General features: G+C 72.5%; 17 protein-coding genes. 3 read left to right on the top strand and 14 right to left on the bottom strand.

Annotated elements, in window-relative coordinates; genetic code table 11:
- The first annotated feature begins 182 nt into the window (after window positions 1–182).
- Window positions 183–965: a hypothetical protein gene (locus H9624_RS00555; protein WP_251837975.1), complete on the top strand. Its 783-nt coding sequence runs from the start codon at window positions 183–185 to the stop codon at window positions 963–965.
- 50 nt (window positions 966–1,015) lie between these two features.
- On the opposite strand, the gene H9624_RS00550 is transcribed toward H9624_RS00555, so the two are convergent.
- From H9624_RS00550 to dapA, 5 genes are all read right to left on the bottom strand, one after another.
- Window positions 1,016–2,524, bottom strand: coding sequence for a leucyl aminopeptidase family protein (locus H9624_RS00550; protein WP_251837974.1), 1,509 nt, complete (start codon window positions 2,522–2,524; stop codon window positions 1,016–1,018).
- A 39-nt stretch (window positions 2,525–2,563) separates the two neighbouring features.
- A complete protein-coding gene (locus tag H9624_RS00545; protein ID WP_251837973.1) occupies window positions 2,564–4,216 on the bottom strand; it encodes an AbgT family transporter in 1,653 nt (550 codons plus the stop codon).
- Between the two features lie 108 nt (window positions 4,217–4,324).
- Complete coding sequence (locus tag H9624_RS00540; protein ID WP_251837972.1) at window positions 4,325–5,878, bottom strand: SLC13 family permease; 1,554 nt, start codon at window positions 5,876–5,878, stop codon at window positions 4,325–4,327.
- A 15-nt stretch (window positions 5,879–5,893) separates the two neighbouring features.
- Window positions 5,894–7,579 carry a ribonuclease J gene (locus H9624_RS00535; protein ID WP_372435077.1) on the bottom strand — a complete coding sequence of 562 codons (1,686 nt, stop codon included), beginning with the start codon at window positions 7,577–7,579 and terminating at the stop codon, window positions 5,894–5,896.
- Window positions 7,576–8,475: a 4-hydroxy-tetrahydrodipicolinate synthase gene (dapA, locus tag H9624_RS00530; RefSeq protein WP_251837971.1), complete on the bottom strand. Its 900-nt coding sequence runs from the start codon at window positions 8,473–8,475 to the stop codon at window positions 7,576–7,578. The genes H9624_RS00535 and dapA overlap by 4 nt, the downstream gene beginning before the upstream one ends.
- 85 nt (window positions 8,476–8,560) lie before the next feature.
- On the opposite strand from dapA, the gene H9624_RS00525 reads away from it, so the two are divergent.
- Window positions 8,561–9,187 (top strand): GNAT family N-acetyltransferase, encoded by a 627-nt coding sequence (locus H9624_RS00525; RefSeq protein WP_251838955.1) that lies wholly within the window; start codon window positions 8,561–8,563, stop codon window positions 9,185–9,187.
- 21 nt (window positions 9,188–9,208) lie between these two features.
- Complete coding sequence (locus H9624_RS00520) at window positions 9,209–10,141, top strand: nucleoside hydrolase (protein ID WP_251837970.1); 933 nt, start codon at window positions 9,209–9,211, stop codon at window positions 10,139–10,141.
- Window positions 10,142–10,148: 7 nt separating this feature from the next.
- On the opposite strand, the gene dapB is transcribed toward H9624_RS00520, so the two are convergent.
- The 9 genes from dapB to rbfA all read right to left on the bottom strand — a co-directional run bounded on the left by dapB (window position 10,149) and on the right by rbfA (window position 20,646).
- A complete protein-coding gene (gene dapB, locus H9624_RS00515) occupies window positions 10,149–10,898 on the bottom strand; it encodes a 4-hydroxy-tetrahydrodipicolinate reductase (protein ID WP_251837969.1) in 750 nt (249 codons plus the stop codon).
- 432 nt (window positions 10,899–11,330) lie between these two features.
- A complete protein-coding gene (locus H9624_RS00510) occupies window positions 11,331–12,695 on the bottom strand; it encodes a M16 family metallopeptidase (protein WP_251837968.1) in 1,365 nt (454 codons plus the stop codon).
- Window positions 12,688–15,048, bottom strand: coding sequence for a polyribonucleotide nucleotidyltransferase (locus tag H9624_RS00505; RefSeq protein ID WP_251837967.1), 2,361 nt, complete (start codon window positions 15,046–15,048; stop codon window positions 12,688–12,690). The genes H9624_RS00510 and H9624_RS00505 overlap by 8 nt, the downstream gene beginning before the upstream one ends.
- Before the next feature lie 210 nt (window positions 15,049–15,258).
- Window positions 15,259–15,567, bottom strand: a complete 309-nt coding sequence (gene rpsO / locus H9624_RS00500; RefSeq protein ID WP_286010706.1) for a 30S ribosomal protein S15 — start codon at window positions 15,565–15,567, stop codon at window positions 15,259–15,261.
- Window positions 15,568–15,621: 54 nt separating this feature from the next.
- The gene (locus tag H9624_RS00495) at window positions 15,622–16,569 is read right to left on the bottom strand and encodes a bifunctional riboflavin kinase/FAD synthetase (RefSeq protein ID WP_251837966.1); all 948 of its coding nucleotides are present in this window, start codon (window positions 16,567–16,569) and stop codon (window positions 15,622–15,624) included.
- A gap of 62 nt (window positions 16,570–16,631) precedes the next feature.
- The gene (locus tag H9624_RS00490) at window positions 16,632–18,020 is read right to left on the bottom strand and encodes a NupC/NupG family nucleoside CNT transporter (protein WP_251837965.1); all 1,389 of its coding nucleotides are present in this window, start codon (window positions 18,018–18,020) and stop codon (window positions 16,632–16,634) included.
- A gap of 86 nt (window positions 18,021–18,106) precedes the next feature.
- Window positions 18,107–19,045: a tRNA pseudouridine(55) synthase TruB gene (gene truB, locus H9624_RS00485; protein ID WP_251837964.1), complete on the bottom strand. Its 939-nt coding sequence runs from the start codon at window positions 19,043–19,045 to the stop codon at window positions 18,107–18,109.
- A gap of 364 nt (window positions 19,046–19,409) precedes the next feature.
- The gene (locus tag H9624_RS16750) at window positions 19,410–20,168 is read right to left on the bottom strand and encodes a sulfite exporter TauE/SafE family protein (RefSeq protein WP_251837963.1); all 759 of its coding nucleotides are present in this window, start codon (window positions 20,166–20,168) and stop codon (window positions 19,410–19,412) included.
- A gap of 13 nt (window positions 20,169–20,181) precedes the next feature.
- The gene (gene rbfA / locus H9624_RS00475) at window positions 20,182–20,646 is read right to left on the bottom strand and encodes a 30S ribosome-binding factor RbfA (protein WP_251837962.1); all 465 of its coding nucleotides are present in this window, start codon (window positions 20,644–20,646) and stop codon (window positions 20,182–20,184) included.
- Between the last annotated feature and the right edge of the window lie 20 nt (window positions 20,647–20,666).

Raw genomic sequence — 20,666 nt, 5'->3', positions numbered from 1 at the left:
CCAAGCGGTGCGTCTCAGACGCACCTGCGGGTCCACTGAACCACACGAAGCCTGCCGATCGCGCGATGGCACGCCAGAGTCTGCACGATCGTCCCTGTTCCGTCGGACGGCAGCACAGTACGTTTGCCGTCATTCGATCACCGACCCTGGTCCACCGCGCCCTGCCTCACCGAGGAGCCGCCATGCGTGACACGAGGTCCCCCGAGAACGCGCCCGGGTCCGATCGCCGCCGGCCGGCCGGCCTGCGCGAGGGCGGACCTCCGGTCATCGGTCCCACCGCCGTACCGGGGCCCGGCCGGCTGCGCGCGCTCCAGCGAAGCGTGGGGAACTCCGCCGTCACGGCGCTCCTGGCGCACACGGGCCGACCGACGACGGCGCCACTCCCGGCGGTGCAGCGGGAGGTCATCAACATCCCTCTGCCCGGTGTCGGACGGATCGAGACCGACGACGTCGACCACGCCACTCTCGTCAGGTACCGCCAGGCGCTGGAGCGCCTTCTCGGCGACACGGAGACGGTCGTGGTGCGCAACGCGTACGAGCGGCTGAACGACGCCCTCGGGACGAGGGCGCCCGACGTCGTCACGCCGGGCAGGACGACGTACTGGTACGTCGGTCCGCAGGGCCGCGTCCCGCTGAGCATCGCCGGGCGCCTCGACCAGGTCGTCAACCGGTTGAACCCGCACCCCCACCACCGCAACTACAGCGCACACGGCGGGCACGGGAGTCCCACGAGCCCGACGGGCTCCTACGTCCAGAACCACCTGCTCGAGGCGGGGTTCGCGTTCCACGTCCTGCCGGCAGGGCCGCGTTACCTCGAGGCGGTGTACGCCCCGCCCGGCGCCGCCGCGGGACTGACCCGCGTCATCATGGGCGACGACCACTCCGTGTACTTCACGGACGACCACTACTACATCTACTACAGGGTCTTCGCGGAGCAGGGCGGCACCCACATCGAGTTCGGGTAGGGGCTCACCGTCGGAACCACTCTGCTCGGTGGGAGGGCCGGCTGGGCGCGCTACCTTCGCCGCGCGAACCCGAGCGCGAGCTCGACGAGCAGACGCGCACCGAAGGCCGTGGGGCCCTTGTTCACCCAGCCCCGCTCGGCCGAGGACTGGGCGGTGCCGGCGATGTCGAGGTGCGCCCACGGGGTGCCGGCGACGAACTCCTCGAGGAAGAGGGCGGCGTGGATCGAGCCGCCGTTGGCACCGCCCATGTTCTTCATGTCCGCGATCTCGGAGTCGAGCTCCGCGCGGTAGCTGCGCACGAGCGGCAGGCGCCAGACCTGCTCGTCGGTGTGCTCGGCTGCCGCGACCACCTGGGAGGCGAGGTCGTCGTCGTTGGCGAAGAGGCCGGCGACCTCCTCCCCCAGGGTGCGCAGGCACTGCCCGGTGAGGGTGGCGATGTCGACGATCGCGTCGGCGCCCTCCTCGACCGCCAGGACCAGGGCGTCGGCCATGACCAGGCGCCCCTCGGCGTCGGTGTTGAGCACCTCGACGGTCCTGCCGCCGCGGATGGTGAGGACGTCACCGAGCTGCATCGCGGAGCCGGAGGGCATGTTGTCGGTGCACATGAGATAACCGGTGACCTGCGCGGTGGCGCCGAGCTCGGCGATCACGGACATCGCCGCGAGGATGTTCCCGGCGCCGGTCATGTCGTTCTTCATCTGGGAGTGCGACAGGTCGCCCGGCTTGAGGCTGATGCCGCCGGAGTCGTACATGACGCCCTTGCCGACGAACGCGAGGTGGCCGGTGGGCTCCCCCTCGGGGACGTAGCGCAGCACGATCATCCGCGGCTCCTCGACCGAGCCCTTGTTCACCCCGAGCAAGCCGCCCAGGCCCATCTCGACGACGGCGGCCTTGTCGTGGACCTCCACCTCCAGCCGTGACTCCGCAGCGAGGGCCTCGGCGATCTCCCCGAGGCGCGTCGCGGTGAGGAGTCCGGCCGGGCAGGCGGCGAGGTCCCGGGCGAGGCAGGCGGCCCGGGACGTGGCCAGGCCTCGCGCCACCCCGGCCCGGGCCTCCTCGACGGCGTCGTCGGGCGCCACGAGGACGATCGAGCGGAGGGCCACCGGCCCGCGGTGCTCGCTGCGCAGGGAGTACCGGTAGCGGGCCAGCACGATCCCCTCCACCACGGCAGCGGCGGAGTCCCGCGCGGACAGGGCGTCGTTCACGGGGATCCGGGTGGCCAGCCGCGCGTCCTGCGGCACGGCCCGGGCGAAGGCGGCGGCAGCGTCCCGCACCTCGGCAGCACCGAGCCGGCCCACCTGCCCCACCCCCACCGCCACGAGCACCGGTTGCTGGGAGGACGGGAAGGCGATGGCCTTGCCCACCTCGGGGGTGAAGCCGGCCCGCTCGAGGGCCGGCAGGTCGACGCCGAGGACGTCCGGGACCGCCCCGTCACTGGGGACGGGAACGGCGAGCGCGTCGGCGTCCACGCTCTCGCCGTCGGCGACGACGGTGACGGCGAGGTCCGTCCGCAAGGAGGGCACGATCCTCGTGAGGATGTCGTCGAGCGTGGTGCTCATGACGGGTCTCCTTCCGGTCGGTGGGGAACGGGTGCCGGATCACCCCGGCAGGTTGACGGGCGAGCCCGGGCCCCACGGGATGCCGAGCACGAACCACAGGACGAACAGCACCGTCCACGCGACGAGGACCGCGACGGCGTAGGGCAGCATGAGCGCGATGATCGTGCCGATGCCCGCATCCTTCTTGTACCGCTGGGCGACGGTGACCATGAAGGGCAGGTACACCATGAGCGGCGTCAGCACGTTGACCGGCGAGTCGCCCACCCGGTAGGCCGCCAGCAGGGTCTGCGGGGCGACGTCGAGGGTGGCGAAGATCGGGATGAACACCGGGGCGAAGATCACCCACTTCGGCACGAGCCCGGGGAGGATGACGTCGAGGACGACGATGACGAGGATGAACGCGAGCAGGAGCACGATCGCCGGCACGTTGGCCTGCTCGAGGAGCTCGGCCGCGGAGACGGCCGCGACGGTGGGCAGGTTGCTCCAGTTAAACACCGCGATGAACTGGGCGATCATGAGGAACATGACGAGCAGCCCGCCCAGGCTGCCGAAGGTCTTGGCGATCGCGTTGACCGCGGCGTCCCCGCCGACGAGTGTGCGCGCCCCCGCCCCGTAGGCGACGCCGGCGACGAGGAACGCGAGGGAGATGATGAAGATGAGGCTGGCCATGAACGGCGTCGTGCCGATGATGTCGCCGGTCTCCGGGTCCCGCAGCGGCGCGCCGGGCGGCAGGGTGAGCAGTGCGATGACGACGACGTAGACGAGCATCGCCCACAGCGTGAAGCGCAGGCCGCGGGAGACCGCCGCCTCGTCCACCTCCCCCTCCTCGGGGGCGTCCGCTCCCCCGGCGGCGTCGTAGGCACCGAGCCGTTTCTCGGTGACGAGCACCGTGACGAGGAGGACGACGACGGCGAGCACGAACGAGGAGACGATCGCGAAGTAGAAGTTCTGCGTCACCTCGATGGTGTCCATGCCCGCGCTCGACAGCACCTCGTTGGTGATCTCGGTGAGCATGCTGTCCGAGGGCGTGATGAGGAGGTTGGCACCGAAGACGGCGCCAACCCCGGCGAAGGCCGCGGCGAGGCCGGCGAGCGGGTGCCGGCCCACCGAGAGGAACGCTGCGGCCGCCAGCGGCACGAGGATGAGGTAGCCGGCGTCGGTGGCGACCGAGGAGAGGACACCGACGAAGATGAGGACGAAGGCCAGCCACCGCGGCGGGGCGATCTTGACGACCTTGCGGATGAGCGCGGCCATGAGGCCGGCGTGCTCGGCGACGCCCACTCCCGCCATCGCGATGAGCACCGTGGCGACGACACCGAAGCCCGCGAAGTTGTCGACGAAGGAGGAGAAGAAGAACCGCACGCCGTCGACGGACAGGAGGCTGCGGACGTCGAAGGTCTCCTCCGAGACGACGTAGTCCGGGAGGGTCGCCGGCTCACCCGTGGTGGAGTCGTAGATCGAGTACGTCCCCCCGAGGTGCTCGTTGATCTGGTTGAACTCGTCCCGCGGGACCGGGATGACGACCTCGTCGGTCACGCTGACGCCCGCCCAGGCGAGCAGCGCGGACAGCACGGCGACGACGCCGATGAGGTAGACGAACATGATCGACGGGTTCGGCACCTTGTTGCCGACCCGCTCGATCCAGTCGAGGAACCCCGAGGACTCGGAGCTCCCCGTCTCGGTCGTCGCCATGCGTGCCTCGTCCGCAGGAGTGCTCGCGTGCCCCTGCTTCTCCGCCCTTGCAAGGACCGCGATGGGCCCAGCATAGCGACGGAGGTGTCCGCGGCGGCACCCTTCGGGTCACCCGAAGGGCAGGACGACCGGCACCCACAGGACGGCGACGACGAGGAAGAGCAGCAGCAGGGGCAGCCCGAGCCTGCCGTAGTCCCCGAACCGGTAGCCGCCGGGCTCCAGCACCATGGTGTTGGCCGGGGTCGCGACCGGGGTGAGGAAGGAGGCCGCACCGGAGACCGCCAGGGCGAGCATGAAGGGCAGGACCGAGACCGAGAGGTCCGCGGCGAGGGCGGCCGCGACCGGCACGAGGATGAGCACGGTGGCGGTGTTGGAGATGAGCTGCCCGAGCACCATGGTGAGCACGCACATGGCGAGCAGGGCCACGTGCGGCGAGCTCTGGCCGACGACGCCGAGCAGCTCCTCGGCGATGCGATCGGCCGTGCCCGTGGTGATGAAGGCGGTCGACAGCGGGATCATGCCGGCGACGAGGACGACGGTGGACCAGCCGATCCTCCGGAAGGCCTGCACGGGGGTGAGCACACCGGACAGGACGAGCGCGCACGCGGCGAGCAGCCCGGCGACCGCGGGCGGCACCGCACCGGTGGCGAGCAGCAGCACCATGAGCGCGAGCACGGTGAGGGTGCGCCGGGCCCCGCGCCCCAGCGGGACGCCGCGGCGCAGCTCGTCCGGCGGGGTGGCGACGAGCACGTCGGGCCCGGCCGTGTGCCGCTCGAGGTGCTCCCAGGTGCCGCTGACGAGCAGCGTGTCCCCAGGCCGCAGGTGGGAGTCCGGACCGGTGAGGTCCTCACCGCCCCGCTGGACCGCGACGACGACGAGGTCCCCGCTCGGCGTCGCCATGCCGGGGAAGACATGGAGCCCGACGAGCGCTGACCGCGGCGCGACGGTGACCTCCGCGACCCCGCGCTCGGCGCTGGTCAGCCGCTGGTCGGCGGGCAGCGCGTACTGCTCACGCAGCACCCCGATCACCGCGGTCAGGTCGCTGGGCAGCTCGTTGGGGGTCCGGTCCGGGAGGAGGAGGGGCCCGAGCAGCACGATGACCAGCACGGTCCCGACGAGCAGCGGGACACCGGCCAGCCCGAACTCGAAGAAGCCGAGGGCACGCTCCCCGGCGTCCTGCGCGGCCTCGCTGACGATGATGTTCACCGGGGTGCCGGTGAGCAGGAGCATCGACCCGGCGTGCGCGGTGAAGGCGAGCGGCAGCAGCAGGTGGGACACCGGGATCCCGGCGCGGGTCGCGACGACGACCACCATCGGGATGAGGGCGGCCACCGCCCCGTTCACGCTGATGAAGGCGGTGAGGACCGCGACGAGGAGGGAGACGGCGAGGAGGATCGCCGTCCGCGACGTCCCGGCGCGACGGATGACCTGGGTGCCGGCCCACGCGGTCACGCCGGTGGCCTCGAGGGCCTCGCTCACGACGAACAGGGCGGCGATGAACAGCACCGTCGGGTCACCGAACCCGGCGAGCGCGTCCTGGAGCTCGAGCACCCCGGTGGCCCACAGGGCCAGGGCCACCCCGATCGCCACGATGGCGAGCGGGATCCTGCCGGAGACGAAAGCGACGATGGCCGCGACGAGGATGATCAGCGTCGCGGCCATCGCACTCCCTCTGTCCTATGCCTCGACGACGACCGGGATGATCATCGGACGGCGGCGCAGCCTGCTGGACGCCCAGCGGCCCACCACCCGGCGCATCACCTGCTGCAGCTGGCGCGTGTCGGTCGCCCCGCCGCGCGCCGCGCTGGTGAGCTCCTCGGCGAGCTTGGGGAGGATGCCGTCGAAGACGGACTCGTCCTCGGCCATGCCGCGGGCCTGGATGTGCGGTCCGGCGACGACGGCGCCGGTCGCGGAGTCCACGGCGGCGAAGATCGAGATGAAGCCCTCCTCGCCGAGGATCCGACGGTCCTTGAGCTCGGCCTCGGTGATCTCCCCGACGGACGAGCCGTCGACGTAGACGTACCGGCTCGGGACGGCGCCGACGATCCGGGCCTTCCCGTCGACGAGGTCGACGACGACGCCGTCCTCGGCGAGCACGACCCGCTCGGCGGGCACACCGGTCTTGACGGCGAGCGCCCCGTTGGCCACGAGGTGGCGGATCTCCCCGTGCACCGGCATGACGTTGCGCGGCTTGACGATGTTGTAGCAGTAGAGGAGCTCACCGGCGCTGGCGTGGCCGGAGACGTGCACCCGGGCGTTGGCCTGGTGGACGACCTTCGCGCCGAGACGGGTGAGCCCGTTGATGACCCGGTAGACCGAGTTCTCGTTGCCCGGGATGAGGGAGGAGGCGAAGATCACCGTGTCCCCCGGGCCGACCGCGACGCGGTGGTCGCGGTTGGCGATGCGGCTGAGGGCCGCCATCGGCTCGCCCTGGGAACCGGTCGCCATGAGGACGAGCTCGTCGTCGCGCAGGTCGTCGACCTGCTTGATGTCGACGACGGTGTCCTCCGGGACGTGGAGGTAGCCGAGGTCGGAGGCGATCTTCATGTTGCGCACCATCGAGCGCCCGACGAAGGCGACCTTGCGGCGGTGGGCGTAGGCGGCGTCGAGCACCTGCTGCACCCGGTGCACGTGCGAGGCGAAGGAGGCGACGACGATCTTCTGGGTGGCGTCGGCGAAGACGGCGTCCAGGACCGGGCCGATCTCCGCCTCGGCGGTGGTGAAGCCGGGGACCTCAGCGTTCGTCGAGTCGGTCATGAACAGGTCCACGCCCTCCTCGCCGAGACGGGCGAAGGCGCGCAGGTCGGTGATCCGGCCGTCCAGCGGCAGCTGGTCCATCTTGAAGTCACCGGTGTGGAGCACGTTGCCGGCACCGGTGCGCACCATGACGGCCAGCGCGTCGGGGATGGAGTGGTTGACGGCGACGAACTCGGTCTCGAAGGGCCCGAAGCGCTCGACCTGCCCCTCCTTCACCGCGCGGGTGCGGGGAGTGATGCGGTGCTCCTTGAGCTTGGCCTCGATGAACGCGAGGGTGAGCTGGGAGCCGATGAGCGGGATGTCCTGGCGCAGGCGCAGGAGGTAGGGCACGGCGCCGATGTGGTCCTCGTGCCCGTGGGTGAGGACGATGGCCTCGACGTCGCCCATGCGGTCGGCGATGTAGTCGAAGTCCGGGAGGATGAGGTCGACGCCGGGCTGGTGGTCCTCGGGGAAGAGCACACCGCAGTCGATGATGAGCAGGCGGCCCTCGTACTCGAGGACGGCCATGTTGCGGCCGACCTCACCCAGGCCTCCGAGGGCGACGATGCGCAGCGCCCCTGGCGCGAGGGGCCCCGGGGGCGCGAGGTCGGGGTGGGTGTGGCTCACAGAAGTCCTTCCTGGCGCAGCACCGTCTCCAGTGCCACGATCTCGTTCTCCGCGGCGCGCACGAGCGGCAGCCGCACGGCCGGGCTGGGCAGCCGGCCCTGGAGGTGTAGTGCCTCCTTGACCATGACGGCGCCCTGGCCACCTCCCATGATGGCATTGACGAGGCCGCGTGTGCGGTTGGCGACGGCGCGGGCGGCGACGAGATCGCCGTCGTCGACCGCGGCGACCATCTCGGCGTAGGCGCCGGCCGCGAGGTGCCCGACGACGCTGACGACGCCGGAGGCGCCGTGCGCGAGCCAGGCGAAGTTGAGGCCGTCGTCGCCGGAGTAGAACTCCAGCCCGGTGCGGGCCATGCGCTCGAAGCCGTGCGGCACGTCGCCGGTCGCGTCCTTGACCGCGAGGATGCGGGGGTGCTCGGCGAGGCGGTCCAGGGCGTCGTCGCCGATGGCGACGCCGGTGCGGCCGGGGATGTCGTAGAGCATGACCGGCAGGCCGGTGGAGTCGGCGATGGTCTCGATGTGGGTGACGACACCGGCCTGGGAGGGCCGGTTGTAGTACGGGGTGACGACGAGCAGCCCGTGGGCGCCGGTGCGCTCGGCGCTCTTGGCGATGCGCACGGCGTGCGCGGTGTCGTTGGACCCGGCGCCGGCGATGACCATGGCGCGCTCCCCCACGGCCTCGACGACGCCGAGCACGAGCGCGTCCTTCTCGGGCTGGTGGGTGGTCGAGGACTCCCCGGTCGTGCCGTTGACGACGAGGCTGTCGCAGCCGGCGTCGACGAGGTCGACGGCCAGCTGCTGCGCGGTGGGCACGTCCACCGTGCCGTCGGCGTGGAAGGGGGTCACCATGGCGACCGACACCGAGCCGAAGGTGCGCGAGGGTGCGGCGGCGTTCATGGGGACGACGGTACCGTCCGCGCGGGTCGGGGACCGCGGCGGTCCGCACCGTGACCGCCCGCGCCGGTAGCCTGCTGGGGTGAGGATGGACAGCACGCCGCACGACGCGGACGACCTGCTCGGTGCCCTGGCAGCCGGCGCCCTGCCCGACGACGACCCGCACGCGGGTCACGACCACGGCCCGACGGCGGACCTCTCCGTGCGCCCGGCCGTCCCCGAGGACGCCCCCCTCGTCACCCGGCTGCAGCTGGCGGCGTGGCGCGGGCGCGGGATCATCACCGAGGAGGAGCTCGGCGCGGTCGACTCCTCGGCCGTGACCGCCCAGTGGCAGGCGGCCGTCACCTCCCCGCCCAGCCAGCGTCACCGCGTCCTCACCGCCTGCGCGGGCGTCGAGGTCGTCGGCTTCCTCGCCTTCGCCCCGGCCGAGGGCGTGGAGCTGCCCGAGTCCGCCGGCGAGGCGCCGGTGGAGGTGCTGGCGCTGGAGGTGGAGGCCTCCCACACCCGCGAGGGGCACGGCTCCCGGCTGCTCGCCGCCTGCGTGGACCTGGCCAGCGAGGCGGGCGCCACGTCGCTCGTCATGTGGGCGGGCCAGGAGGACGACGCCCGCACCCGCTTCCTCTCCTCGGCGGGCTTCGCGCCGGCCGGGCCGCGCCGCGTCCTCACGACCGGTGCGGGGGACGTCGTCGAGAGCTGCTGGTTCGCCCAGGTCTGAGCCGGGGACCAGACTCGGTCCATGACCGAGAAGATCATCCTCGACTGCGACCCCGGCCACGACGACGCCCTGGCGATCCTCCTCGCCGCCGGCGACCCGCGCTGCGAGCTGCTGGCGGTGACGACCGTCGCCGGGAACCAGACCATCGACAAGGTCACCCGCAACGCCCGCGCGGTGTGCACGATCGCCGGGGTAGACGTGCCGGTCGCGCGCGGGGCTGCCGGGCCCCTCGTCCGGGAGGCGATCGTCGCCCCCGACTACCACGGTGAGAGCGGCCTGGACGGGCCGGTGCTGCCCACCCCGACGGTCGGCCTGGACGAGCGGCGCGCCGCCGAGCTCATCGTCGAGACCGTCCTGTCGCACGAGCCGGGCACGGTGACGCTCGTGCCCACCGGCCCGCTCACCAACATCGCCCTGGCTCTTGCCCTCGAGCCGCGCCTGGCCGGGCTCGTCAAGCGGGTGGTGCTCATGGGCGGCAGCTACACGCGGGGCAACCGCACCCCGGCGGCCGAGTTCAACATCCTCGCCGACCCCGAGGCGGCGGAGGCCGTCTTCGCCGGGTCGTGGCCGGTCACCATGGTGGGCCTGGACCTCACCCACCAGGCCCTCGCGGACGACGCCTTCCGCGGCAGGGTGCGCGCGCTGGGCACCCCGCTCGCGGCCTTCGTCGACGAGCTGCTCGAGTTCTTCACCGCGGCCTACGCGGCGCGCGGCTTCCCCGCCCCGGCCGTCCACGACCTGTGCGCCGTGGCCGCCGCCCTCGACCCCGGCGTCATGACCTACCGGGACGCCTTCGTCACGGTCGAGACGGCAGGGCGGTGGACCACCGGCATGACGGTCACCGACTTCGACGGCGACCTCGGCCGGCCGCTCACCACCTCCGTGGCGGTGGGACTGGACCGTGACCGCCTGTGGGACATGACGGTCGCGGCGATCGCCGCCCTCGGGGGCTGAGACCGGGTCAGAGGTCGAGCAGGTGCTCCAGGCCCACGGTGAGCCCCGGGCGACCGCCCACCTCGCGGACGCCGAGGAGGACGCCGGGCATGAAGCTCTCCCGGTCGAAGGAGTCGGTGCGGATCGTCAGCTGCTCCCCGGGGTTGCCGAGGACGACCTCCTCGTGGGCGACGAGCCCGCGCAGGCGCACGGCGTGGACGTGGACGCCGTCGACGACGGCGCCGCGGGCACCATCGAGCTGGGTCTCGGTCGCGTCGGGCATCGCGCCCAGGCCGGCGTCGCGGCGAGCGGCGGCGATGCCGCGCGCGGTGGCCAGCGCCGTCCCCGACGGTGCGTCGACCTTGTTCGGGTGGTGGAGCTCGACGACCTCGGCGGACTCGAAGTAGCGGGCCGCGGTGGCGGCGAACTGCATGGCGAGCACGGCGGACAGGGCGAAGTTGGGGGCGATGAGCACCCCGAGCCCGTCGGTGCGGGCCAGGTGCTCCTCCACCCGGGCCAGGGCCGCGTCGTCCCAGCCGGTCGTGCCGACGACGGCGTGGACGCCGGCGTCGAGCAGCGCGTGGACGTTGGCCTCGGTGACGGAGGGGACGGTGAAGTCGACGGCCACGTCCGCCCGCCCGGCCAGGGAGGCGACGTCGTCGTCCTTCTCGAGCCGGGCGACGAGCTCCAGGTCCGGTGCCTTCTCGACGGCGTCGCAGACGGTGGCGCCCATGCGCCCGTCGGCCCCGAGGACGGCCACCTTGAGGGGTTCACTCATGCCCGCGAGCATAAGCCGCGCGTCCCTCACCCCTCAGCACCGCCCACCCGCCGAGCGCTGAGTTGTTACCCACCCCCGCCGAGCGCGGAGCTGTGGCCCTCACCCCCGCCGAGCGCGGAGCTGTGGCCCCCACCCCCGCCGAGCGCTGAGTTGTTACCCCACCCCGCCGAGCGCGGAGCTGTGGCCCACCCCCGCCAAGCGCTGAGTTGTTACCCCACCCCCGCCGAGCGGGGAGTTGTGGCCCACCCCCGCCGAGCGCTGAGTTGTTACACCCCCACCCGCGCCGAGAGCGCAGTTGTTACCGAGTGCTCGTGCCGCTCACAGCGCAGGTACGCGCCGTACGGCGTGAAGCGCGAGGAACAACTCAGCTGTCGGCGGCAGGGGGACGCCGGAACAACTCAGCTGTCGGCGGCAGGGGGATACCGGAACAACTCAGCTGTCGGCGGCGGGGCTGGCGAGGAGCTGACCGGCGAGGTCGTCCTCGAAGGGGCCGACGACGACGAGCGAGCGCGGCTTGGCGGCCAGCTCGACCGCCAGCGCCTGCACCTGCTCGGCCGTGACGGCTGAGACCCGCTCGAGCGTCTCGGCGACGGTCGTCAGCTCGCCGTGGACGATCTCCGCGCGCCCCAGCCGGGACATGCGCGAGCCGGTGTCCTCGAGGCCGAGGACGAGGTTGCCGCTCAGCTGGCCGATGGCCCGCTCGAGCTCCTCGGCCGGGAGCGGTGCGGCCGCGATGCGGTCGAGCTCCTCGCCGAGCAGCTCGACGACCTGCGCGGTGTTCTCCGGCGCACAGCCGGCGTACAGGCCCACCGTGCCGGCCTCCGCGTACGAGGAGGCGAAGGCGTAGGTCGAGTAGGCCAGGCCGCGACGCTCGCGGATCTCCTGGAACAGGCGTGAGCTCATGCCGCCGCCGAGGGCGGTCATGAGGACCGACAGCGCCCAGCGGCGGTCGTCACCGGCGGGCAGGCCCTGGCAGCCGAGGATGACGTTGGCCTGCTCGGTGGTGCGGTGCAGCGTAAGGGCGCGGCCCTCGGTGGGCAGCGCGTCGTCGCCGGCGGAGCGGCGCTCGGCGGGCACGCCCGCCGGGTCGAGCTCCCAGCCGCCCGCGCGGACGGCCTCGAGGACCTGGCGGCACAGCTCGTCGTGGTCGACGGCACCCGCCGCCGTGACGACGAGCTCGCTGGGCACGTAGGTGCGCCGGTAGTGCTCGAGCACGGCCTCACGCGGCACGCCGCGGATCGTCGCCGGCGTGCCACCGATCGGGCGTCCGAGGGGGTGCGGTCCGAGGACCGCCGTCGCGAACTGCTCGTGGGCGACATCGACAGGGTCGTCCCCCGCCATCGCCAGCTCCTCGAGGATGACGCCGCGCTCGGTCTCGAACTCCTCGGCGTCGAGGAGGGCGGAGGTCACCATGTCGGTGATGACGTCGACCGCCATCGGCAGGTCGGCGTCGAGCACCCGCGCGTAGTAGCAGGTGTGCTCCTTGCCGGTGGCGGCGTTGGCCTCCCCGCCGACGGCGTCGAAGGCCACGGCGATGTCCATCGCGTCCCGGCGCGGGGTGCCCTTGAAGAGCAGGTGCTCGAGGAAGTGGGTCGAGCCGTGGTGGCCGTCGGTTTCGTCACGCGAGCCGACGGCCACCCAGGCCCCGATCGTGGCTGAGCGCTGGGCCGGCATGGCCTCGCTCAGCACGCGGATCCCGCCGGGCAGGACGGAGCGTCGGATGACGCTCCCGTCCTGCTCCAGCGAGATCTCGGTACCCGGCTCACCGGCCGGGCCCAGGGGAAGTGCCTCAGGCACCGGCGCTGTCGCCGTCCTCCCGCGTACGGGTGCGACGCTCGCGACGACGGCCGCCGCCCTCACGGCGCGGACGCTCCTCGCGCTCGCCCTGCTCCTCGCCGGACGAGGCGGCCTCGGTGGCCTCGGGCGCGGCGGTCTCGGCCGCCTCACCCTCCTCGTCGTCGACGACGGCGTGCAGGGACAGCTTGCCGCGGGCGTCGATCTCGGCGAGCTCGACCTGGACCTGCTGGCCCACCCCGAGGACGTCCTCGACGTTCTCCACGCGCTTGCCACCGACGAGCCGGCGGATCTGCGAGATGTGGAGCAGGCCGTCCTTGCCCGGGGACAGGGAGACGAAGGCGCCGAAGGTCGTCGTCTTGACGACGGTCCCGACGAAGCGCTCGCCGATCTCCGGCATCTGCGGGTTGGCGATGGCGTTGACCGCCTGGCGGGCGGCCTCGGCCGAGGGGCCGTCGGTCGCGCCGATGTAGACGGTGCCGTCGTCCTCGATGGAGATGTCCGCGCCGGTGTCCTCCTGGATCTGGTTGATCATCTTGCCCTTCGGGCCGATGACCTCACCGATCTTGTCGACGGGGACCTTGACCGTGATGACGCGGGGCGCCGTCGGGGCCATCTCGTCGGGGGCGTCGATGACCTCGGTCATGACGTCGAGGATGTGCAGACGCGCGTCACGGGCCTGCGAGAGGGCACCGGTGAGCACGGAGGACGGGATGCCGTCGAGCTTGGTGTCCAGCTGGATGGCCGTGACGAACTCGCGGGTACCGGCGACCTTGAAGTCCATGTCACCGAAGGCGTCCTCGGCGCCGAGGATGTCGGTGAGCGCCGCGTAGCGGGTCTCACCGTCGACCTCGTCGGTCATGAGGCCCATGGCGATACCGGCCACGGGGGCGCGCAGCGGCACGCCGGCGTTGTACAGGGACAGGGTCGAGGCGCAGACCGAGCCCATCGAGGTGGAGCCGTTGGAGCCCAGCGCCTCGGAGACCTGCCGGATCGCGTAGGGGAACTCCTCGCGGGTCGGCAGCACCGGCATGAGGGCGCGCTCGGCGAGGGCACCGTGGCCGATCTCGCGACGCTTGGGCGAGCCCACGCGACCGGTCTCACCGGTGGAGTAGGGCGGGAAGTTGTAGTTGTGCATGTAGCGCTTGCGCGTCTGCGGGGAGAGCGTGTCGAGCTGCTGCTCCATGCGGAGCATGTTGAGCGTGGTCACGCCCATGATCTGCGTCTCGCCGCGCTCGAAGATCGCCGAGCCGTGGACGCGCGGGAGCACGTCGACCTCGGCGGACAGGGTGCGGATGTCGCGCAGGCCGCGACCGTCCATGCGCACGCCGTCGGTGAGGACGCGGCGGCGCACGAAGTGCTTGGTGGCGGCGCGGAAGGCGGCGGAGAGGTTCTTCTCGGCGTCGGGGAACTGGCCGGCGAGCGCCTCGAGGGTGGCCTTCTTGACCTCGTCGAGACGGCTCTCGCGCTCGTGCTTGCCCGCGATGGCGATGGCCTCGGAGAGGTCCGTGCCGGCGTGGGCGACGACGGCCTCGTACTCCTCGGTGGAGTAGTCGAGGAAGCGGGGCAGCTCGGTGGTCGGCTTGGAGGTGTTCGCCGCGAGCTCGCTCTGCGCGTGGCACAGCGCGAGGATGAACGGCTTGGCGGCCTCGAGGCCCTGGGCCACGACCTCCTCGGTCGGGGCGGTGGCGCCCTGCTCCTTGATGAGCGTCCAGGCGTTGTCGGTGGCCTCGGCCTCGACCATCATGACCGCGACGTCCTCGGTGCCCTGCGCGTCGGTGACGACGCGGCCGGCGACGACCATCGAGAAGACGGCCCGCTCGAGCTCGGAGTAGCGCGGGAAGGCGACCCACTGGTCGTCGATGAGGGCGATGCGGGTGCCGCCGATCGGCCCGGAGAAGGGCAGACCGGAGATCTGGGTCGACATCGACGCGGCGTTGATCGCCAGGACGTCGTAGGAGTCGTCGGGGTGGATCGCGAGGACGGTCTCGACGACCTGGACCTCGTTGCGCAGGCCCTTGGCGAAGGACGGGCGCAGCGGGCGGTCGATGAGCCGGCAGGCGAGGATCGCCTCGGTCGAGGGACGGCCCTCGCGGCGGAAGAACGAGCCGGGGATCTTGCCGGCGGCGTACTGACGCTCCTCGACGTCCACGGTCAGCGGGAAGAAGTCGAAGTGGTCCTTCGGGTTCTTGCCGAACGTGGTGGCCGACAGCAGCATCGTGTCCTCGTCGAGGTACGCGACGGCGGAGCCGGCGGCCTGACGGGCCAGGCGGCCGGTCTCGAAACGGACGGTGCGGGTGCCGAACTTGCCGTTGTCAATGACGGCTTCGGCGGACGTGATCTCGGGTCCCTCCATGGGGCGCCCTCCTTCGTGGTCGTCGCGCGGCGCCCGGCGGCCTTCGATCGAGGCCCACGGACCACCGGCGAACCGGTCTTCCGGGGGCCACTACCGAAAACCGGCTCGGTACGTCCGGCGCGGTGGTGGTGTGTTGAGTTGTCGTCCGCCGTCACCGGCGGACATTGCAAGGCCGGCCCGGACCCGTACGGGTCCGAGCCGGCGCGAGTGTCAGCGACGCAGTCCGAGGCGCCCGATCAGGGTGCGGTACCGCTCGATGTCGACACGCTGCAGGTACTTGAGCAGGTTGCGGCGCTGACCGACGAGCAGCAGCAGACCACGACGGCTGTGGTGGTCGTGCTTGTGCGTCTTGAGGTGCTCGGTGAGGTCGAGGATGCGACGGCTGAGCATCGCGATCTGGACCTCCGGCGAACCGGTGTCGCCCTCGTGGGTGGCGTACTCGGCGATGATGGACTGCTTGACGTCTGCAGCGAGGGGCACAGGTTCTCCTAGGGGTTGTTGCGCGGAGCACCGGGGCATGTCCACCCGGGCATGACGCATCCGCGGCCGATCTGACGGCAAGAGATGATGTTATCAGACGGCCGGCTCGCCGAGCGCGGTGAGCGCGTCGGTGACGTCCAGGCGCATCTGCGTGACGAGCGCCTCGACGCCCTCGTAGCGCAGGGTCGGGCGCAGCCGCTCGACGAACTCGACGACGACCTCCTCGTCGTACAGGTCGAGGTCTGTGCGCCCGATGACGTGGGCCTCGACGATCCGCTCGGCGATGTCCCCGAAGGTCGGGTTCGTCCCGACGGAGATCGCGGCGGGCAGCCGCTCCCCCGCCCCCTCGTGCCGGCGCAGCCAGCCGGCGTAGACGCCGTCGGCGGGGATGGTGCCGGTCGCGGACGGGGCGAGGTTCGCCGTCGGGAAGCCGAGGTCACGCCCGCGGGCCTGGCCGCGGACGACGACGCCGCGCATCCGGTGGGGGCGGCCGAGGATGGTCGCGGCCGCGGCGACGTTCCCCGCCTCGACGAGCTCGCGCGCCCAGCTGGAGGACCAGCGTCGGTCCACCCCGACGTCCTCGACGACGTCGACGACGAAGCCGTGCTCCCGTCCCAGGGCCGCCATCGTGTGCTGGTCACCGGAGTTGCCGCGGCCGAAGCGCGCGTCGTGCCCGACGACGACGGCGCGCGCCCGCAGAGCGTCCCGCAGGTACCCGGTGACGAACTCCTCGGGCGTCAGCGCGGCGAGGTCGAGGGTGTAGTGGAGGACGAGCGTGGCGTCGATGCCGATCTCGGCGAGGAGGGCGAGCCTGTCGGTGAGACCGGTGAGGAGCGGCGGCGTCGTGCCGGGCCGGTGGACCTGCGCGGGGTGCGGGTCGAAGGTGAGGGCGACGGCGGGGACCCCGAGGGCGCGGGCCCGGTCGGTCGTGGCCGTGAGGACGGCCCGGTGGCCGCGGTGGACGCCGTCGAAGTTGCCGATGGTGACGACACTGCCGCTCAGACCGTCGGGGATCTGCTCGATGCCGTGCCACACCTGCACGCTGGGGCTCCTTCTGTCGTCGGCGGTCGCTGGCTGCGGGCCGCAGCCGAGACTACCCCGGCTCAGCCGATGAGGATCCCGGCGATGGCCGCCGACAAGAGGTTTCCGAGCGTGCCCGCGAGCACCGCCCGCAGGCCGAGGGTGGCGATGACGCTGCGCTGGGTGGGAGCGATGCCGCCCAGCCCGCCGAGGAGGATGGCGAGGGAGCCCAGGTTCGCGAAGCCGGTGAGCGCGAAGGTGATGACGGCCTGGGACTTCTCGCTGAAGTCCTCGGCCCTGGGCGCGAAGTCGGAGAAGGCGACGAACTCGTTGAGGATGACCTTCTGGCCGAGGAAGCTGCCGGCGTCGACCGCCTCGTGGAGGGGGACGCCGACGGCTGCCATGATCGGGGAGAAGACGTAGCCGAGGATCTCCTCGACGCTGAGGTCGTCGTTGCCGAACCACCCGCCGATGCCGCCGACGACGATGTTGGCCAGCGCGATGAGCGAGATGAACGCGAGGAGCATCGCCCCGACGTTGAGCGCAAGGGTGAGGCCGTCGGACGCGCCGCGGGCGGCGGCGTCGATGACGTTGACCGGCGGCTCCTCCTCGTCCTCCTCCGGGGCGTCCTCCCCACGCGCCCGGCGGACGAGCTCGTTGCGGCCCTCGTGGGTGCCGCCCCGGCGGGAGCCGCGACGGAAGGCCGCTGCCAGCCGCGAGCCGCCGCGGCTGTCGGCGGGGGCGCCGTCGTCGGCGGTGTCGGTGGCGGGCGCGTCCGACGGGGCGGTGGTCTCGGCGTTGGGGCCGATGTCCGCGAGGGCGCCGGCGGGGACGAGCATCTTCGCCATGAGGAGGCCCGCGGGGGCTGCCATGAAGCTCGCGGCGATGAGGTACTCGAGGTTGGCGCCGAGCAGCGAGTAGCCGACGAGCACCGAGCCGGCGACCGTGGTGAGGCCGCCGGCCATGACGGCGAAGATCTCCGAGGGCGTCATGTCCTTGATGTAGGGGCGGATGACGAGCGGCGCCTCGGTCTGGCCGACGAAGATGTTCGCGGCGGCGTTCATCGACTCCGGCCCGGTCGTGCCCAGCAGCTTCGCGAGGGCGCCGCCGATCCAGCGCGTGACGAGCTGGAGGAGGCCGACGTGGTACAGCACCGCCGTGAGAGCGGCGAAGAAGACGATGACGGGCAGCACCTGGAAGGCGAAGACCGAGCCCTCGTCGGGGAGGATCGGGCCGAAGAGGAAGGCGATGCCCTCCGCGGAGGAGTTGATGACCGACTGGACGCCGGACGTCACCGTCTCGAGCACGCGCTGGCCCGCCGGGACGTAGAGGACGAGGACGCCGAAGACGATCTGGACGAGCAGGGCGAGGGACACGGTGCGGTAGTTGATCCGCCGTCGGTCGACCGAGAGCAGCCACGCGATCGCCAGGACGACGACCATGCCGCCCAGTCCCCACAGCACCTGGAGCACCGCTCCCCCTCCCGTCGTGTGACGCTGTCCGGGCAGGGTGGCACACCTGGCCGGGCCGCGCGCGGAGAGGTGTGTCCGCGGGGAGCTCAGGCGGGGTCGAGGACGAGCACCGGGCGCGCCTGGGCGCCGCGGTCCTCGAGGAGGGCGACGACGTGGCCGTCCGGGGCCAGGGCCGCGACCGGGCCGGGCCTGCCGGTGGCGTCAACCCGCTGGCCGTAGCGCACGGCGGTGGTCTCACTGTCGGAGAGCTCGCGGAGGTCGAAGGCCGCGCGGCACGCCTCGGTCGTCGAGAGCAGCTGGACGGGCCGGCCCTCCGCGTGCTCGGCGCCGAGGGTGTCGAGGTCCGCGGCGCCGTCGAGGGCGAAGGGGCCGACGTAGGTGCGTCGCAGCGCGGTGAGGTGGCCGCCGGTTCCGAGGGCGGTGCCGAGGTCGCGGGCGAGGGCGCGGACGTAGGTACCCGAGGAGCACCCGACGACGACGTCGAGGTCGGTGACGGCGGTGCCGTCCTGCGCCGTCGTCGTCCGCTGCGCGAGCACGTCGAGACGGTGGATGGTGACGGGTCGGGCCGCGAGCTCGACCTCCTCCCCGCCGCGGACGCGGGCGTAGGAGCGCTTGCCGTCGACCTTGATGGCGCTGACGGAGCTGGGGACCTGCTCGATCGGCCCGCGCAGGGCGGCGACGGCCGCGGCGAGAGCGTCGGGGTCGACGGCCGCAGCACCGGGGGCGTCGGTGACGTCTCCCTCGGCGTCGTCGGTCACGGTCGCCTGACCGAGACGGACGGTCGCGGTGTACTCCTTGTCCGCACCCACGAGGTAGGTGAGCAGCCGCGTGGCGCGGTTGACACCGAGGACGAGGACGCCGGTGGCCATGGGGTCGAGGGTCCCGGCGTGGCCGACCTTGCGGGTGCCGGCGAGGCGGCGCACGCGGCCGACGACGTCGTGGCTCGTCCAGCCCGACGGCTTGTCGACGACGAGGAGCCCGTCGACGGGGTCGGAGGCACCGGAGGGGGAACGTCGCTCAGTCACCCGGCGACGCTAGCAGCGGAGCCGGGCCCCCCACCCCGCCCCCTCCGCCGACAGCCGGATTCCGCCAGAAGCAAGCCCCCCTTTCGCCGACAGCCGGATTCCTCCGCACGCGTGGCCCGCGGAGGAATCCGGCTCTCGGCACAAGGAGGTGGCCTCCATCGCGCCACCCGCGGAGGAATCCGGCTCTCGGCACAAGGAGGCGGGCTCCATCGCGCCACCCGCGGAGGAACCCGGCTCTCGGCACAAGGAGGTGGGCTCCATCGCGCCACCCGCGGAGGAATCCGGCTCTCGGCACAAGGAGGTGGACTCCATCGCGCCGCCCGCGGAGGAACCCGGCTCTCGGCGCAAGAGGGGGCGGCGTCTGTCAGCGCTTGCGGGCCTTGAGGACGAGCTGGACGGCCGAGTAGACGAGCAGGACGGCGAAGAGACGCTGCAGCCACACCTCGGGCACCGCCTGGGCGAGCAGTGCGCCGAGCGGGGCGCCGAGGACGCCGCCGAGGCCGAGCACGAGCCCGGCGCGCCAGTCGGTGTAGCCGCGGCGGGCATGACGCCAGGCGCCCATGAGGGAGACGGGGACCATGACGGCGAGCGAGGTGCCCTGCGCCTCGTGCGGGGAGAAGCCGAAGCCGAGGACGAGCAGCGGCACCATGACGACGCCACCGCCGATACCCACCAGCGCCGACAGCAGGCCCATGAGGAGCCCGGCGCCCACGTAGCCCACGAGGACCGGCGGGTCGAGGTGGGCGAGCTCGCCGGCGCCCTCGACGGGCGGCGCGAGAGCCATCCGGACCGCGACGACGACCATGACGGCGGCGAACACGATCCGCAGCGTGCGCTCGGACATCCGGTGGACCAGCTCGGCCCCGACGAGCGTGCCGACGATCCCGCCGGCCGCGACGACGAGGGCGGGGACGAGGACGACGTCGCCCGCGACGCCGTAGCTGATCGCGCCGGCGAGGGCGGTCAGGGTGATCGCGGCGAGGGAGGTGGCCTGCGCCCGCTTCTGCGCCATCCCCATGAGGAGGACGAGCAGCGGGACGAGGACCACTCCCCCACCGATGCCGAGCAGGCCGGAGAGCACCCCGACGGCGACGCCGGCGGCGCCGAGCCGCGGGATGCTCACCGGCACGACGGGCTCAGCGAGCGTCGTCGGCGGGCTCGTCCGCCTCGTCGACCTCGTCCGTCGCGGGACGACGGTACGGGTCGGCGTCACCGGCCGGCTGAGCGCCCGCGGCCAGGCGCGCCAGCTCGGCGTCGCGCTCGGCGGCCTCGCGCAGGGCGCGCTCGAGGTCGGCGGCGGTCTCGGGCACGACGTCGGCCGTGAACTCGAGCGTCGGGGTCAGCCGCAGACCGAGCTGCTTGCCGACCTCCGAGCGGATGTGGCCGCGCGCGGAGGCGAGGGCGGCCGCGGTGTCCCGCTGGGCCTGCTCGTCACCGAGCACGGTGTAGTAGACGGTGGCCTGCTGGAGGTCCCCGGTCACCCGGACCTCCGTCACCGTGACGAAGCCGAGGCGCGGGTCCTTGATGCGGGACTCGAGCATCGACGCGACGATCTGCTGGATGCGGTCACTCACGCGGCGCATCCGCGGGGTGTCGGCCATGGTTCTCTCCTGTCGTGGGA

It is taken from the genome of Oceanitalea stevensii, assembly GCF_014837105.1.
GTDB classification, from domain to species: Bacteria; Actinomycetota; Actinomycetes; order Actinomycetales; family Actinomycetaceae; genus Oceanitalea; species Oceanitalea stevensii.
Note: the sequence above shows the minus strand (reverse complement) of the source record. Positions and strands in the feature narration are given on the sequence as shown.